The 14,841-nt window shown below is 65.0% G+C and carries 15 protein-coding genes; 2 read left to right on the top strand and 13 right to left on the bottom strand.

What is annotated here, in order from left to right:
* Positions 1-62: 62 nt before the first annotated feature.
* From ACZYR5_RS03305 to ACZYR5_RS03290, 4 genes are all read right to left on the bottom strand, one after another.
* Positions 63-1,028: a FecR family protein gene (locus ACZYR5_RS03305; protein WP_489087926.1), complete on the bottom strand. Its 966-nt coding sequence runs from the start codon at positions 1,026-1,028 to the stop codon at positions 63-65.
* Positions 1,021-1,554, bottom strand: coding sequence for an RNA polymerase sigma factor (locus ACZYR5_RS03300; RefSeq protein WP_489087927.1), 534 nt, complete (start codon positions 1,552-1,554; stop codon positions 1,021-1,023). The genes ACZYR5_RS03305 and ACZYR5_RS03300 overlap by 8 nt, the downstream gene beginning before the upstream one ends.
* A gap of 82 nt (positions 1,555-1,636) precedes the next feature.
* Complete coding sequence (locus ACZYR5_RS03295) at positions 1,637-2,503, bottom strand: serine hydrolase domain-containing protein (protein ID WP_489087928.1); 867 nt, start codon at positions 2,501-2,503, stop codon at positions 1,637-1,639.
* An 11-nt stretch (positions 2,504-2,514) separates the two neighbouring features.
* Positions 2,515-3,303 (bottom strand): AraC family transcriptional regulator, encoded by a 789-nt coding sequence (locus ACZYR5_RS03290; RefSeq protein WP_489087929.1) that lies wholly within the window; start codon positions 3,301-3,303, stop codon positions 2,515-2,517.
* 93 nt (positions 3,304-3,396) lie between these two features.
* On the opposite strand from ACZYR5_RS03290, the gene ACZYR5_RS03285 reads away from it, so the two are divergent.
* Positions 3,397-4,287, top strand: a complete 891-nt coding sequence (locus tag ACZYR5_RS03285) for an EamA family transporter (RefSeq protein WP_489087930.1) — start codon at positions 3,397-3,399, stop codon at positions 4,285-4,287.
* Here ACZYR5_RS03285 and ACZYR5_RS03280 read toward each other — a convergent pair.
* Complete coding sequence (locus tag ACZYR5_RS03280; RefSeq protein ID WP_489087931.1) at positions 4,281-4,610, bottom strand: hypothetical protein; 330 nt, start codon at positions 4,608-4,610, stop codon at positions 4,281-4,283. The genes ACZYR5_RS03285 and ACZYR5_RS03280 overlap by 7 nt on opposite strands.
* Positions 4,611-4,769: 159 nt before the next feature.
* On the opposite strand from ACZYR5_RS03280, the gene ACZYR5_RS03275 reads away from it, so the two are divergent.
* Positions 4,770-5,111 carry a potassium channel family protein gene (locus ACZYR5_RS03275; protein ID WP_489087932.1) on the top strand — a complete coding sequence of 114 codons (342 nt, stop codon included), beginning with the start codon at positions 4,770-4,772 and terminating at the stop codon, positions 5,109-5,111.
* Positions 5,112-5,245: 134 nt separating this feature from the next.
* Here the strand turns inward: ACZYR5_RS03275 and ACZYR5_RS03270 are convergent, their stop codons facing one another.
* The 8 genes from ACZYR5_RS03270 to ACZYR5_RS03235 all read right to left on the bottom strand — a co-directional run bounded on the left by ACZYR5_RS03270 (position 5,246) and on the right by ACZYR5_RS03235 (position 14,801).
* Positions 5,246-5,467: a formate dehydrogenase subunit delta gene (locus ACZYR5_RS03270; protein WP_489087933.1), complete on the bottom strand. Its 222-nt coding sequence runs from the start codon at positions 5,465-5,467 to the stop codon at positions 5,246-5,248.
* Positions 5,464-8,346, bottom strand: coding sequence for a formate dehydrogenase subunit alpha (fdhF, locus tag ACZYR5_RS03265; protein WP_489087934.1), 2,883 nt, complete (start codon positions 8,344-8,346; stop codon positions 5,464-5,466). The genes ACZYR5_RS03270 and fdhF overlap by 4 nt, the downstream gene beginning before the upstream one ends.
* Positions 8,343-9,902 (bottom strand): formate dehydrogenase beta subunit, encoded by a 1,560-nt coding sequence (locus ACZYR5_RS03260; protein ID WP_489087935.1) that lies wholly within the window; start codon positions 9,900-9,902, stop codon positions 8,343-8,345. The genes fdhF and ACZYR5_RS03260 overlap by 4 nt, the downstream gene beginning before the upstream one ends.
* The gene (locus tag ACZYR5_RS03255; RefSeq protein WP_027619627.1) at positions 9,902-10,378 is read right to left on the bottom strand and encodes a formate dehydrogenase subunit gamma; all 477 of its coding nucleotides are present in this window, start codon (positions 10,376-10,378) and stop codon (positions 9,902-9,904) included. The genes ACZYR5_RS03260 and ACZYR5_RS03255 overlap by 1 nt, the downstream gene beginning before the upstream one ends.
* 343 nt (positions 10,379-10,721) lie before the next feature.
* Positions 10,722-11,666, bottom strand: a complete 945-nt coding sequence (locus tag ACZYR5_RS03250; RefSeq protein ID WP_489087936.1) for a PDR/VanB family oxidoreductase — start codon at positions 11,664-11,666, stop codon at positions 10,722-10,724.
* Positions 11,663-13,093 carry an amidohydrolase family protein gene (locus ACZYR5_RS03245; protein ID WP_489087937.1) on the bottom strand — a complete coding sequence of 477 codons (1,431 nt, stop codon included), beginning with the start codon at positions 13,091-13,093 and terminating at the stop codon, positions 11,663-11,665. The genes ACZYR5_RS03250 and ACZYR5_RS03245 overlap by 4 nt, the downstream gene beginning before the upstream one ends.
* A gap of 40 nt (positions 13,094-13,133) precedes the next feature.
* Positions 13,134-13,862 (bottom strand): ABC transporter permease, encoded by a 729-nt coding sequence (locus ACZYR5_RS03240; RefSeq protein ID WP_489088471.1) that lies wholly within the window; start codon positions 13,860-13,862, stop codon positions 13,134-13,136.
* Positions 13,863-13,958: 96 nt separating this feature from the next.
* Complete coding sequence (locus tag ACZYR5_RS03235) at positions 13,959-14,801, bottom strand: ABC transporter ATP-binding protein (RefSeq protein WP_489087938.1); 843 nt, start codon at positions 14,799-14,801, stop codon at positions 13,959-13,961.
* Positions 14,802-14,841 lie beyond the last annotated feature (40 nt).

Genomic DNA, 14,841 nt, shown 5'->3' with positions numbered 1-14,841 from the left:
AAAAGCAATTCCTTGACGGGTTGGCCGCGCAAAAACCGTAAAACTTTTTTCGCTTTGGCGCTTCAGCGGATCAGAAGGGCGCCGCCGGGCAGTTGGGTCAGTTGGCTGGCGGTCACCTTAGCCAGCGCCCGGACCACGGCCTGCGGGTCATCCAGCTGGTAGCTGCCACTGACGTTCTGCTGCGCGGCGCGCTCGTTGAGCAGCACGATGGGGGCCGGGTAGTAGCGTTGCAACTCATCCAGCACCTGCGCCAGCGGTCGGTCCTGGAAGGACAGGCGGCCATTCAGCCAGGCCAGTTGCCGTTCGCTGCCTTCCGTGTGCAGGGCTTGCAAGTGACCCTGCTTGAGTTGCTGCCAGTTGCCGGCTTGCAACAGGCTGTCCGCACCGTCGCGGTTGGCCAGGCGCACCCGACCTTCGCGGACCGCCACCGTTACTTCGTTGGCGTTTTTGCTGACGCTGAAGCGGGTGCCGACTACCGTGACCTGCGCCTCGCCGGTGTCGATCACCATGGGCCGCGCGCTGTCATGTGCGGCCTCGACGTAGAGTTCGCCGCGCAACAGGCGAATGCGCCGCTGGGTGGCGTCGAACTCGTTGCGGATGGCGCTGTGGCTGCCGAGCACGATCTGTGAACCGTCTGGAAGTTGCAGGTGCTGGACCTCAGCGGTTGCGGTCAGGTGGTCGGCTTGCAGGCGCATGGGTATATCGCCGATCCAGCCGACGCCAAGCATCAGCAGCAGGGCGGCAGCCGTGGCCAGCCAGCGGCGCTGGGCCGGGCGTTTTTTCAGCGGGGCGGGCGGCAATTCGAGGTCGACTGCCAGTGCTTGCAGGGCCTGTTCAAATGCCTGGGATTGCCAGAGGTTTTCCAGCTCGGCGTAGGCGTCGGCATGTTGCGGATCGGACGCGCGCCACTGCGCGAAACGCTGGCGCAGCAGCGGGTTGTCGGCGATGGCCTGACGCTGGGCGAACCAGTCGCTCGCCTGTTCCCGGGCGGTGGCGCCAGGCGGGAGTCGGGTGGGCTGATCAGTCATGGCGGTCCTGCAAGTCGGTGGCTTTGAGGCAGGCATTGAGGGCATTTCGCAGATCTTTTTCCACCGTACTCAAGGACACCTGCAGGCGCTGGGCAATCTCGCCCTGGGACAAGCCCTGCAGTTTATGCAAAACCAGGATTTGTTGCTGGCGCCTGGGCAGGCTGCCGAGGACTTTCTGGAACTGCTGCAACTGTTGCTGGCCCTGCACCTGGATGTCCGGACCGGGGACGCTGGTGGGCACTTCCACCACCACGCTGTCGTCGACCCACTGGCATTCGAAGCGGCGTTTGCTGCGCTGGCTGCGCAGGTGATCGAAGGCCAGGTATTGGGCGGTCTGGTAGAGGAAGGGGTGCAAGTGCTCGATGGGCCGGGTCTTCAGGGCGTTGGCGACCTTGACGTAGGTTTCCTGGGCCAGGTCCTCGGCCAGGTTGGCGCAGCCGACCACCCGCGAGAGCATGCGGATCAACGCCCCGCGCTGGCCGATGAACAGCGCACTGAGTTTGTGCTGGTTGTCTCCCGAGTCCATGCCCACCGTCCCTGCCACGCCGATAGCGGCTCCACGCGAATCGGCGTACTTTAATGAGAATCAGTGTCATTACCAAGCACTTTCAATCCAGGGCAGATAACAGCGCCTCGACAACCGCTGTCTCGACCTGTCCTTCGCTGCCGCCTTCGACGAACACCGCAGCGGTCGCCGAGTCGTCGCCCCGGCTCGCCCGATACACCGCGACCACGCTGCCCGGACCGCCACCGGTATGACCACACAGCTGCAGCCCCTCCGCCGTCGGACCTTGCATTACGCCCAGGCCGTAGCCGGGTGACAGCCAGGGGCGACCGGGGATCGGTCCGCCGAGGTGATGGACCGTCTGCATGGCGTTGAGCAGGTTGGCTGGCAGCAGGTCCCCGGCCAACAGTCGATCGAGGAACATCGCGGCCTGTGGCAGCGGCCCGATCAGCAGGCCGTGATAGACCCAGGCCGGATCGTAGCGCGCAGCCGCGCCCGGCAGATCGCCGCGCTGGCGAGCCAAACGTACCTCGGAAATACCCAATGGCAGCAGGGCACGCTGCAGCAAGGCCTGCTCCAGCGACAAACCGCTGATGCGCTCGATCAATCGTGCGACGTACAGATAACCCACATTCGAATAGCGCCAACCGCTGCCCGGTGCGTAGCGCAAGCGGTTTGCGTCGAGCCGCTGCAGCAGGTCATCCACCGACCACGCCGACTCGTGGCGGGCCACCGCCGCGTGGTACTCCGGCAGCTCGCCATAGTCCGCCAAGCCGGCTTGATGCTGGAGCAATTGACGCAAAGTGAAGGGGCCTTCCGGCAGCGGCTGGTCGAGATCGACCAGGCCATCGCGCACCAGGGTCAGGGCGGTGGCGGCGAGCACGGTTTTGCCGAAGCTCCACCAGGGCACGCTGACCGTCGAGAGTTCGGTGCTTGGCAACTGACCGTTAGTGACCGTGCAAGATATCATCAAGGTTCCATTCATTCCTTCACTCCCTGTTGTGCAAAATAGCGACTCGGTACTTCCCCCAACAAACGGCGGAAACTGCTACTGAATGCGCTCGGGCTGCTGTAGCCCAGGTCCATCGCCACCCGCGTCACTGCCTCGCCATTGCCCAGCCTCACCACGGCACTCAACAGGCACGCCTGCTGGCGCCACTCGACAAAGCTGATCCCGGTTTCCTGGCGAAACAGGCGGGTAAAGGTCCGCCGACTCATGCTCACCTGCCGACACATCGCATCGATCCCCACCTCCAGCGACGGCTGCTCCAACAGCTTGCGACAGGCCAGCGCCAGCCTTGGCTCACGGGGCAGCGGGGCATTGAGCGAGAGGGGCGGCATGGCGGCGATTTCGTGCAGCAGCAGGTTCATCAAGTGACCTTCGCGCTGATCTTTGGCGTACAGCGGCGCGACGTCGATGGCGCCCATCAGCAATTGCTGGAGCAAAGGTGAAACGCCGAACACCTGGCAGTGCGCCGGCAGGCCGAGGCGGGTGGCGGCGAGGGGGCGGATGTAGGTGTTGAGCATGGTCACCGGCCCATTCATGGACATGGCGTGGGGCACGCCGGCCGGAACCCAAATGGCCCGCTGCGGCGGTACGACCCAGTCGCCCTGGTCGCTGAACACGGTGATCACCCCGCAGGCAGCGTAGGCGAATTGTCCGCGCTGATGGCTGTGCCGCGCAAAGTGCAGGCCGTCGTGATAGTCGCTGACGGTGACCACGGCATCGCGGGGGATAGTTTCGCAGGGATCGATCTGGGTTGTGTGCATGGCCCAAATCTACTGATCAAAGACCCGATAGCGCAAGCGGGCCGAAGCCCGTATTGCCCATAGTGCGCACCCTGACTTGAGGAGCCTCGCGCAATGCACAGCAAACACTTGATCCTCGCCGTATTGGTTACGGCGGTCTGGGGCCTGAATTTCCCGGTCACCCAATTGGGCCTGGCGAGTATCGATCCGCTGTTGTTAACGGCGCTGCGCTTTGCCTTGGCCGCATTGCCCTGGGTGTTTTTCATCCGCCGGCCACCGATTGCCTTGGGCTGGCTGGCAGCTTACGGACTGATTTTCGGGGTGGCGATGTGGGCGCTGATCAACCTCGGTATCGAGATGGGCGTGCCTGCCGGAACTGCTGCGTTGTTGATTCAGTTCAGTGCCTTTTTCACCCTCGGCTGGGGCGTGCTGCTGTTTCGCGAACGCCTGCGTTTCGGCCAGGTAGTGGGTATTGGCCTGGCGGCTGTGGGGCTGGTCAATATCATTGCCAGCAGTCCCGGTCAGGCCACCACGCTGGGCTATGGCCTGTTACTGGTGAGCGCGTTCAGTTGGAGCGTCGGCAACGTGATCATCAAGCAATCGAACGTGCGCGAGATGTTCGCCTTTGTCGTGTGGGCCAGCCTGTTCCCGCCGATCCCCTTGCTGTTGCTGACCTGGCTCGCCCATGGCTCGGCGCCGTTTACCGGGCTGGTCACGGACTTCCACTGGCTGGCGTTGTTCTCGTTGCTGTTCCAGGTCTACGCGGCGACGCACTTTTGCTATTGGGGCTGGAACCTGTTGCTCCGCGAGTACCCGGTCTCGCGGGTGGCGCCGCTGTCGTTGCTGATTCCGCTGTTCGGCATCGGCGGCTCGATGCTGATCCTCGGCCATCGGGTGGATGGCCGCGAAGGGCTGTCGATCGTGCTGATTCTGGCGGCGTTGCTGGTGGGACTGATCAAGCGCCGGGCGATGCCGGCATCAGTCAGGTCCTCAACGGGTCACTGAATGTCTTTCAGATAATCCCGCAGCGCCAGCAACGGCGCCTGCAACTGCTCGAGGGTCGGCGCCTGGGCCACGTCAGCGGCCAGGCGTTGCAGCTCCCGTCCCAGTGGTTTCTCGACACCGCCCACTGCGTCCAGCGCCAACGCCACGCAAGCTGCGATCTTGAGCTGGATCGCCGCCAGATCCTCGCGGCGCAGCAGCAATTCGAAGACTTCCCGGGTGTAGTCGTCCATCACCGGATCATCGCGCAACACCGGGCTGCCGCCGTCCGTCTCGTGAACGAGCTTGAGCGCGAAAAGGGCGACCGATTCCAGCGGCAATTGCATGGTGTGAATCCTGTGGGGGGCGAGGAGGTCGGCGATGATCGCGGTTTCGCGGCGGAAAAAAAAGACCTGGGTGCCTGCCCGGGGCTCGGTGGTCGTTCAAGTTTTCCAGGCTGTGCCAAGCTGATCCAGTGCCCCGGCCACTCCCAGGAAAGTCCCGCCATGAACAACGCCCCCGTGTCGAACATCCGTCGCGAGTTCTACAAAGCTGTCGGTTATTACCTGAAACTGGCCTGGCCGATATTCTCGACCATGCTCGTCGTGATAGTTACCGTCGGCCTGATCATTGCCTATGTGGAAGGCTGGCAACCGTTCGATGGCATCTACTTCGGCTTCGTGACCGGCCTGACCATCGGTTACGGCGAGCTGGTGCCGAAACAGCCGCTGTCGCGGGTGTTGGCGATATTGCTGGGGTTCAATGGGGTGCTGCTGACGGCGATTTTTGCGGCGATCAGCGTGCGGGCGATTGAAGTGGCGGTGCGCAAGACGGGGGGCGATAACTGATAATCCACACCCATTCCCCCTGTAGGAGCGAGCCTGCTCGCGATGGCGGTCCAGCAGTCGACAATAAGCTGAATGTAAGGCCGCTATCGCGAGCAGGCTCGCTCCTACAGGGGTGGTGTTTTGGTTTTAGGTTTTCAGGCCTCCCACCCCGCCCCAATCACCGCCGCCTGCACCAGCGGATGCAGCTCCGCGCCCTTATGCTCGGTCTGCCACTCCAGCAACTCCTTGCGCATGCTCGGTGCCCAGAACAGCTGCAGATGATTACGCACACTGAGCACCGCCTGTTCCTGGTCCGGTTGGCTGGCGAAGTACTGGGCGATCTGGTTGGCCATCTTGATCAAATTGGCAGTGCTCATCGGCGCACCTCCGCTTTATCGCCCCGTGCCTGGCGGCGGTCCTTGAGCAGGCGATCCTGTTCGTCGCTGAAGGCCTGGTAGCGTTTTTGCCATTCGGAAGGGTGGTAGACGCGGCTGACTTCGACGGCCGTGACCTTGTATTCCGGACAGTTGGTGGCCCAGTCGGAGTTGTCGGTGGTGATCACGTTGGCCCCCGATTCCGGGAAGTGGAAGGTGGTGTACACCACTCCGGGCGCCACCCGCTCGGTGACCCGCGCTCGCAGCACGGTCTGTCCGGCGCGGCTGCCGATGCCGACCCAATCGCCTTCGTTGATGCCCCGGCTTTCGGCGTCGGTTGGGTGGATTTCCAGGCGGTCCTCGTCGTGCCAGGCGACGTTGTCGGTGCGCCGGGTCTGGGCGCCGACGTTGTATTGGCTGAGGATGCGTCCGGTGGTCAGCAGCAGTGGATAGCGGCTGTTGACCTTTTCCTCGGTCGGCACGTAGCCGGTGAGCATGAAACGCCCCTTACCGCGCACGAATTCTTCGATGTGCATGGTTGGCGTGCCGTCCGGGGCCTCGGCGTTGCACGGCCATTGCAGGCTGCCGTGGCGCTCCAGTTCGGCGTAACTGACGTGAGTGAAGGTCGGCGTCAGGCGAGCGATTTCATCCATGATTTCTGATGGGTGTTTGTAGTCCATCCGATAGCCGAGGGCGTTGGCCAGGGCCACGGTGCCTTCCCAGTCGGCCTTGCCGCCTAGCGGTTCCATCACTTTGCGCACCCGCGAGATACGCCGTTCGGCGTTGGTAAAGGTGCCGTCTTTTTCCAGGAACGAGCTGCCCGGCAAAAACACGTGGGCGAACTTCGCGGTTTCGTTGAGGAAAATATCCTGCACCACCACGCATTCCATGGCCGACAGGGCGGCGGTGACATGCTGGGTATTCGGGTCGCTTTGGGCGATGTCCTCGCCCTGGCAGTACAGGCCCTTGAAGCTGCCGGCCAGCGCCGACTCGAACATGTTGGGGATGCGCAGGCCCGGCTCGGGTTGCAGGGTGACGTTCCACGCCTGTTCGAACTCGGTGCGCACCGCGACGTTGGAGATGTGCCGGTAGCCCGGCAATTCGTGGGGGAACGAGCCCATGTCGCACGAACCCTGCACGTTGTTCTGCCCACGCAACGGGTTCACGCCCACACCTTCGCGACCGATGTTGCCGGTGGCCATGGCCAGGTTGGCGATGCCCATCACCGAGGTGCTGCCCTGGCTGTGTTCGGTGACGCCCAGGCCGTAGTAGATCGCCGCATTGCCGCCGGTGGCGTACAGCCGGGCAGCGGCGCGGATATCGGCAGCGGGCACGCCGCAAATCGGGCCGATCGCTTCCGGGGAGTTTTCCGCACGGCTGACAAACTCGCTCCAGCGCGCGAAGTCATCGCCTTCGCAACGGGCGTCGATAAAGGCCTGGTCCTGCAGGCCTTCGGTGATGATGGTGTGGGCCAGGGCGTTGAGCATGGCGACGTTGGTCCCGGGACGCAGGGCCAGGTGCAGCTCGGCGCGGGCGTGCACACCGTCCACCAGATCGATGCGCCGTGGGTCGATGACGATCAGCCGCGCGCCTTCACGCAGGCGGCGTTTGAGTTGCGAGGCGAACACCGGGTGCGCGTCGCTGGGGTTGGCGCCCATCACCAGCACCACGTCGGCCTGCATCACCGAGTCGAAGCTCTGGGTCCCGGCGGATTCGCCGAGGGTCTGTTTCAGGCCATAGCCGGTGGGCGAGTGGCAGACCCGCGCACAGGTGTCGACGTTGTTATTGCCGAAGGCGGCGCGCACCAGTTTTTGCACCAGGTAGGTTTCTTCGTTGGTGCAGCGGCTGGAGGTGATGCCGCCGATGGAGTCGCGACCATATTTCTGCTGCAAACGGCGCATTTCGCTGGCGGCGTAGGTTACCGCTTCGTCCCAGCTGACTTCCTGCCACGGGTCGCTGATGTGCTTGCGGATCATCGGCTTGGTGATGCGATCCGGGTGCGTCGCGTAGCCCCAGGCAAAACGCCCTTTGACGCAGGAGTGACCGTGGTTGGCCTGGCCGTTCTTGTCCGGGACCATGCGCACCAGTTGATCGCCCTTCATCTCGGCGCGGAACGAGCAGCCGACGCCGCAGTAGGCACAGGTGGTGATCACCGCACGCTCGGGCTGACCGAGTTCGACCACGCTTTTTTCCATCAGCGTCGCGGTCGGGCAGGCCTGCACACAGGCGCCGCAGGACACGCACTCGGAGTCGAGGAAATCCTCGCCACCGGCCGCCGAAATCCGCGATTCAAACCCGCGTCCGGTGACGGTCAGGGCGAAGGTGCCCTGGGTTTCTTCGCAGGCGCGCACGCAGCGGTTGCAGACGATGCACTTGCTCGGGTCGTAATCGAAATAGGGGTTGGAGGTGTCTTTCACGTCCTGCAGATGGTTGTCGCCTTCGTAGCCGTAACGCACCTCGCGCAGACCGACCTGGCCGGCCACGGTTTGCAGCTCACAGTTGCCGTTGGCCGAGCAGGTCAGGCAGTCCAGCGGGTGATCGGAGATGTACAACTCCATCACGTTGCGGCGCAGGGTCGCCAGCTTCGGCGTCTGCGTGTGCACGGTCATGCCTTCGCTGACCGGCGTCGTGCAGGACGCCGGATAACCGCGCATGCCGTCGATTTCCACCAGGCACATGCGGCACGAGCCGAAGGCTTCCAGGCTGTCGGTGGCGCAGAGCTTGGGAATGGTGGTGCCCATTAGCGCCGCAGCGCGCATCACCGAGGTGCCTTCGGGCACGCTGATGCTGCGACCGTCGATGTTCAGGGTGACCTGCACCTGGCTGTCGCGAGCGGGCGTGCCCAGGTCCATGTCGGTTTTCGGATCGAATACAGTGATCATTGCTCGGCCTCCGAGGCGTGCACACCGAAGTCGGCGGGGAAGTGCTTGAGGGCGCTGGCCACCGGGAAGGAAACCATGCCGCCCAGCGCACAAAGCGAACCGTATTGCAGGGTGTCGCAGAGGTCCTTGAGGATGACCACCTGCTGCTCGCGAGCGCCTTGCTCAGGCGCGGCCAGCAGCCGGTCGATGACCTCGACGCCACGGGTCGAGCCGATCCGGCACGGCGTGCATTTGCCGCAGGATTCCTCGGCGCAGAACTGCAGGGCAAAGCGCGCCATCTGTGCCATGTCGAGGCTGTCGTCGGCCACCACCACACCGCCGTGGCCGAGCATCGCGCCAATGGCGGCGAAGGCCTCGTAATCCAGCGGCGTGTCGAACTGCGACGGCGGCACCCAGGCGCCCAACGGACCGCCCACTTGCGCGGCCTTCAGCGGCCGACCACTGGCGGTGCCGCCGCCGTAGTCTTCCACCAGTTCGCGCAGGGTCAGGCCAAACGCACGCTCCACCAGACCGCCCTGGCGCACATTGCCCGCCAGTTGAAACGGCATGGTGCCCAGGGAACGGCCCATGCCGTAGTCGCGATAAAACTGCGCGCCCTTGGCCAGAATCAGCGGCACCGAGGCCAGGGTCAGCACGTTGTGCACCAGGGTCGGCAAACCGAACAGGCCTTTGAGCGCCGGAATCGGCGGCTTGGCGCGCACGTAGCCGCGCTTGCCCTCCAGCGAATCCAGCAGCGCGGTTTCTTCGCCGCAAATATAAGCCCCGGCCCCAACCCGCACTTCCAGATCGAACGCCTGGCCGCTGCCGCCGACATTGGCGCCCAGGTACCCGGCCGCACGCGCCAGGGTTAGCGCCTGGCGCAAGGTGGCCACCGCATCCGGGTATTCCGAACGCACATAGATGTAGCCGAAGCTGGCGCCGGTGCAGAGACCGGCAATGGCCATGCCTTCGATAAGCAGAAAGGGGTCGCCCTCCATCAACATGCGGTCGGCGAAGGTACCGGAGTCGCCCTCGTCGGCGTTGCAGACGATGTATTTCTGTTCGGCCTGGGCCGCGCGCACCGTGCGCCACTTGATCCCGGCGGGGAAGGCTGCACCGCCACGGCCACGCAGGCCGGAGTCGAACACCTCGGTTGCAGTCTGTTCACCGCCAATGCTGACCGCCCGGGTCAAACCTTCGAAACCGCCGTGGGCCCGGTAATCGTCCAGCGACAACGGGCGGGTGATACCGGCGCGGGCGAACAGCAGGCGTTGTTGAGTCTTCAGATAGGGCAGTTCTTCCACCGCGCCCAAGGCCAATGGATGCTGGGAAGAGGGATCTTGCAGCGCATCGAGTACCGACGGCACATCGGCCTCGGTCAGCGGGCCAAAGCCGATTCGACCTTGAGCGCTGTCCACTTCCAACAAGGGTTCCAGCCAATACAGGCCACGGGAACTGGTGCGCTGCAGTTCCAGCGGCAAATTGCGTTCCCTGGCCTGAGTGATCAGCGCCACAGCCACCTCATCGGCACCCACGGCACGGGCCAGGGAATCAGTCGGCAGATACAAAGTCGGCATCACGCGTCCTCCCGGCAAGCATCAAGCAGGGCATCCAGGCGCTCGGCACTCAGCCGCGCATGCACCCGACCATCCAGCTCCAACGCCGGTGAACAGGCGCAGGCCCCCAGGCAATACACCGGGCGCAGACTGATGCTGCCATCGGCGCTGCTGCCGTGGTCATCCAGTTGCAGACGCTCGCGCAACTGCGCCGCCAACTGCTCGGCGCCACGGCTTTTGCACGACTCGGCGCGGCACAAACGCAAGATATGCCGGGCGGGCGGTGCGGTACGGAAGTCATGATAAAAACTGATCACCCCGCGCACCTCGGCCTGACTCTGGTTCAGCGCATGGGCAATCTCGGGGACGGCGGCATCGGGGATATAGCCAATGCGTTCTTGAATGTCATGAAGCAGTGGCAACAACGCCCCCGGAGTGCCCGCATGGCGCTCCAGCAGACTGTTGACCACGGGCAGGTGCAAACTCTCATCAGGCATTGCGCAATCCTCACGGTCACGGACACACCAGAAGGTCGTCGGTCGTCCGAAAGTGTCGGCTGCGGCACTCACGCCACGTCACGGCATCGTGGCAATTTCAGGCCGTTGGCCAGGGCACCCTGAGCGGGCGTCTTGTTGTGCCCGGCACGGTCTTCGCCGCACCTCTGTTGGGCATAAAAGGCAGCTTGCCACGGGGCTTTTAATTCATCGGCATGAAAGCGACGTGTTTGGTTCTGCCTGCGACCACCTGTTAAGTCTAGAAGAGTGCGACACAAGTGTGGGCTGGGGCATTTATGGGCGGCCCGACCAGGCCCGCTCCCACAGGGGCCGCCTGCCATACCGCTCAGGCATCCAGCACCAGGCGTGTGCTGCGACTGCCGGAAACGCAGGGCGCGATCCATTCACCGCTTTGCCGCTGGGCGTCACTCAGGCATTCGTCGCGGTGCTCCGGCTCGCCTTCGAGGACCCGGCAGACACAGGCGCCGCACATGCCCATGCCACAGGAAAATTCCAGACTGACCCCGGCCCGCGACGCCGCCTGGATCAGGCTTTCTCCGGCTTGCACCTGGACTTCACAGCCACTGCGACGCAGCTCCAGGGAAAAGCTGTGCGCCTCAGAGTTCATGGGCTGTGGGGCCTGGAAGTGCTCGCGATACAGGGCGGTGGTCGGCCAGTTCGCCTTGAGCGCGGCCTGTTCGACGCTGTCCATGAAACCGCTCGGGCCGCAGCAGTACAAGCCGGCGGCGCTCTGCCAGGCGGGAAGCTGACGGGCCAGCAGCTCGGTGATCTGCCCGGCGCGCAAGCCGCCGTACCACTGCACGTCAGCCCCCAGGCGCTGGATGAAAGGCGCCTGGCGTGTCTCCCGGGTGAAGTAGAGCAAGCGCACGGGACGGCCTTCGGCCAGGCATTGGCGATACATCGGCAGCAACGGCGTAATGCCGATACCCGCCGCCACCAGCGTCACCGGCCCGCTGCCCGGTTGCAGGGCGAACAGATTGCGTGGCGCACTGACGTCGATCTGCGTGCCCAGGCGCAGTTGTTCGTGCAGCCAGCGCGAGCCACCGCGGGAGCTCGGTTCGCGCTTGACGCCCAGGTACAGGTGACCGTCTTCCGGCAGGCTCAGCACCGAGTACTGGCGCACCGCGCCGTTGCCCAGGCGCACGTCGACATGGGCGCCTGGGGCCCAGGTAAAAGGCAGGGGCGCGGCGTCGACGGGCGCCAGTTCAATGCCCAGCACATCATGGGCTTCCAGGCGCAGGCTGCGCACGTGCAGGGCCGACCAGCTCATGCGCGGACTCCTGCGGCTTGTTGCAAGCGGCGCACCGCGTCCCGGGCCTGGGCGCCGAGTTCGGCCAGGTCGAGGTCGGGCAACTGGTCGTTGTCGACGGTCAGCCGCCCGCCCACCAGCAAGGCGCGCAAGGTCGGGCGACCGCCTCCCGCCACCGGGCCGATCGCCGGGTCGTGCAGGCCGAAGTAGCGCGGCTGGTCCAGGCGGTAGATCGCCAGGTCGGCGGCCATGCCTACCTGCAGGCTGCCGATGGCGTCCAGGCCCAGCACCCTGGCCCCCCCGGCTGTGCCCCAGCGCACCACGTCTTCTACGCTGGCCGCGTGGGCACCGCCTTCTTCGTCGCCGCCGACATAACGCGGCCGGCTCCGTTCGCCAGCCTTGGCCCGCTGCATCAGCCAGGCGGCGTGGGTTTCGCTGATCATGTCGCAGGCCTCGTTGGAGGCGGCGCCGTCCACGCCGATCGACACCTGCATGCCGGCGGCTTCCATCGCGACCACATCGGCAATGCCACTGCCCAGGCGGCCATTGCTTTGCGGGCAATGGGCGATGCCCGTGCCGCTGGCCCCGAGCATCTGGATTTCTTCGGCGTCGAGTTTCACCAGATGGGCGAACCACACGTCCGGCCCCAGCCATTCCTGCTCGGCGCAGAACGCCACCGGCGACATGCCATGGCGTTGCTGCACTTCGTTCTGGTATTCGACGGTTTCGCTCAAGTGGCTGTGCAGGCGAATGCCCAATCGCCGGGCGACCCGGGCGGTTTCCCGCAGGTGCTCCGCCGGCATCGAGTAGGGCGGGCTGGTGGGCGCCATCACCACCCGGCGCCAGGCGTCGGCGGCCGGGTCGTGGTAACGCCGGACCAGGCGTTCAACGTCGTCCAGGTAGTGCTCCAGGGTCTCCGGCCCGGCCACCGCCTTGCCTTCGGCTTGTCGCGCCTGGGTGGCACCGCCTCGGCACAGGACAAAACGCAGCCCCAGGCGTTCGGCTTCGTCGAACAGCACCTCGGCACTGTCGAAGGCCATGCCCGGTAGATACAGGTAATGGTGATCGGCGACGGTGGCGCAGCCGGAGCGCGCCAATTCAACCAGGCCAATGCGCGCGGCGAGGCGGAAACTCTGCTCGTCAAACAGGCTGCGATAGCGATAGGGCACCGCGCCCAGCCAGGCCCCCAGGCTCTGGTCGATACCGGCGGGAATGCCCTTGAGCAGCGACTGGAACAGGTGATGGTGGGTATTGACCCACGCCGGGTACACCACACAATCGGTGGCATCCAGCACCCGCTCGCCGGGCAGGGGTTGCAGGGTGCCGAGGGCGGCGATGCGCCCGTCGATGATGCGAATATCGGGCCCGGCATGGCGCGCCGCCGCGTCGGACAACCCGCTGAGAATGGCGCTGGCATTGCGCACCAGCCAGCTGTTTTGAAAGGTCATGTGAGGCTCCATACGCCGCGCCTGCGGCGGACTCAAAGGGTTAGCCGAGTTCGCTTTCGTGCCAGTTGCGCAGGCTCAACCGGGCCAGCAGGGCCATCAGGCTGAACAGCGCGACGCCGGTCAGGGCGATCAGCAGCAGGGCGGCGAACAGCCTTGGAATATTCAATTGGAAGCCGGCCTGGAGAATCTGGTACGCCAGCCCGGCGCCGGTGCCCCCGGTGCCCGCGACGAACTCCGCCACCACCGCGCCGATCAAGGCCAGCCCGCTGGCAATCCGCAGCCCGGCAAAAAAACACGGCAGGGCGCTGGGAATGCGCAGGCGCAGCAGCACCTGCCAGCGGCTGGCGCGGTTCAGGCGGAACAGGTTGAGCAGGCCGGGGTTGACGCTGCGCAGGCCGAGCACGGTGTTGGCGATGATCGGGAAAATCGCCACCAGGGTTGCGCAGATCACCAGCGCCAGCGTGGTGTTGCTGCACCAGATGATGATCAGCGGCGCCACCGCCACCACTGGCGTGACCTGCAACAGGATCGCGTAGGGGAACAGGCTGGCTTCCAGCACCCGGCTCTGCACGAAGACAAAGGCCGCCAAGGTGCCGATCAGGACTGCCAGGGCAAACGAGAAGAAGGTGATCTTCAAGGTCATCCACAACGCACCGAGCAGCATCGGGCCATCGCTGATCAGGGTGCGGCCGATGTCGGCCGGGGAGGGCACCAGGTACACCGGCACCTGCCAGGCCACGCAGGCCAGCTGCCACAGGCTCAGCAACACGGCGCCGAGCAGCAGCGGCGAGACGATGCGCACCACCGTGGGGTGACGCAACCAGGGAGTAAAGGATGGGCTCATGATCGGGCTCTCAAAGGGAAATCAGCAAGGGTCGCCATTGGCCTGGGCCAGCAGTCGGGACAGGCGTGCGCACTGCTCGATAAAGGCCGGGGAGGTGCGGTAGGCGTCGTCCCGCTCCACGGGGCCGTCGATCTCGATGTCGGCGATCACCCGGCCCGGGCGTGCGCCCATCACCACCACCCGCGACGACAGGTACACCGCCTCGAAGATGCTGTGGGTGACGAACACCACGGTCAGGTCGCGGCTGGCCCACAGTTGGCGCAGGTCGCTGTCGAGCTTGTTGCGGGTGAACTCGTCGAGGGCGCCGAAGGGTTCATCCATCAGCAGCAGATTCGGCTCGGTGGCCAGGGCTCGGGCGATGGAGGCGCGCATTTGCATGCCGCCGGACAGCTCCCGCGGGTACACCTGGCTGAAGCGGTCGAGGCCGACCAGGGCCAGGGCCGCGTCGACCTTGGGCTGGCTCTGTGCCTTGGGCACGCCGGCGAGGTCCAGGGGCAGACGCACGTTATCGCTGACCCGGGCCCAGGGCATCAGCGTCGCCTCCTGAAACACCATGGCCAGGCTTTGCCCTTGCGTCGGGCTGGCCGGGCTGTCCTTGCCCCACCAGCGCACATGGCCGGCGGAGGGTTGTTCGAGGCCGGCGAACATTTTCAGCAAGGTGCTCTTGCCGCAGCCCGAAGGGCCGAGCAACGACACGAACTCGCCGCGCTGAATTGCCAGCTTCACTCGGCTCAAGGCCTGGGTGCCGTTGCTGTAGGTTTTTTCCACCTGATTGGCGAACAGCGGCGTTTGCACACCCACGCTGTCGGTGTCGGGCAATGCCTGAGGCCGGGCGGTGGCCGCCGTTATGGTTTGCATCAACATAGCGCTCTCCCCTGGGGTCATGAGCGACCGGATAAGCCCC

The organism is Pseudomonas sp. F007 (genome assembly GCF_057814275.1).
Note: the sequence above shows the minus strand (reverse complement) of the source record. Positions and strands in the feature narration are given on the sequence as shown.

What these genes read in the sequence shown, in the direction of transcription:
- ACZYR5_RS03305 (WP_489087926.1), bottom strand. Translation starts at nt 1,028, where the DNA reads ATGACTGATCAGCCCACCCGACTCCCGCCTGGCGCCACCGCCCGGGAA.
- ACZYR5_RS03300 (WP_489087927.1), bottom strand. Translation starts at nt 1,554, where the DNA reads ATGGACTCGGGAGACAACCAGCACAAACTCAGTGCGCTGTTCATCGGC.
- ACZYR5_RS03295 (WP_489087928.1), bottom strand. Translation starts at nt 2,503, where the DNA reads ATGATATCTTGCACGGTCACTAACGGTCAGTTGCCAAGCACCGAACTC.
- ACZYR5_RS03290 (WP_489087929.1), bottom strand. Translation starts at nt 3,303, where the DNA reads ATGCACACAACCCAGATCGATCCCTGCGAAACTATCCCCCGCGATGCC.
- ACZYR5_RS03285 (WP_489087930.1), top strand. Translation starts at nt 3,397, where the DNA reads ATGCACAGCAAACACTTGATCCTCGCCGTATTGGTTACGGCGGTCTGG.
- ACZYR5_RS03280 (WP_489087931.1), bottom strand. Translation starts at nt 4,610, where the DNA reads ATGCAATTGCCGCTGGAATCGGTCGCCCTTTTCGCGCTCAAGCTCGTT.
- ACZYR5_RS03275 (WP_489087932.1), top strand. Translation starts at nt 4,770, where the DNA reads ATGAACAACGCCCCCGTGTCGAACATCCGTCGCGAGTTCTACAAAGCT.
- ACZYR5_RS03270 (WP_489087933.1), bottom strand. Translation starts at nt 5,467, where the DNA reads ATGAGCACTGCCAATTTGATCAAGATGGCCAACCAGATCGCCCAGTAC.
- fdhF (WP_489087934.1), bottom strand. Translation starts at nt 8,346, where the DNA reads ATGATCACTGTATTCGATCCGAAAACCGACATGGACCTGGGCACGCCC.
- ACZYR5_RS03260 (WP_489087935.1), bottom strand. Translation starts at nt 9,902, where the DNA reads ATGCCGACTTTGTATCTGCCGACTGATTCCCTGGCCCGTGCCGTGGGT.
- ACZYR5_RS03255 (WP_027619627.1), bottom strand. Translation starts at nt 10,378, where the DNA reads ATGCCTGATGAGAGTTTGCACCTGCCCGTGGTCAACAGTCTGCTGGAG.
- ACZYR5_RS03250 (WP_489087936.1), bottom strand. Translation starts at nt 11,666, where the DNA reads ATGAGCTGGTCGGCCCTGCACGTGCGCAGCCTGCGCCTGGAAGCCCAT.
- ACZYR5_RS03245 (WP_489087937.1), bottom strand. Translation starts at nt 13,093, where the DNA reads ATGACCTTTCAAAACAGCTGGCTGGTGCGCAATGCCAGCGCCATTCTC.
- ACZYR5_RS03235 (WP_489087938.1), bottom strand. Translation starts at nt 14,801, where the DNA reads ATGTTGATGCAAACCATAACGGCGGCCACCGCCCGGCCTCAGGCATTG.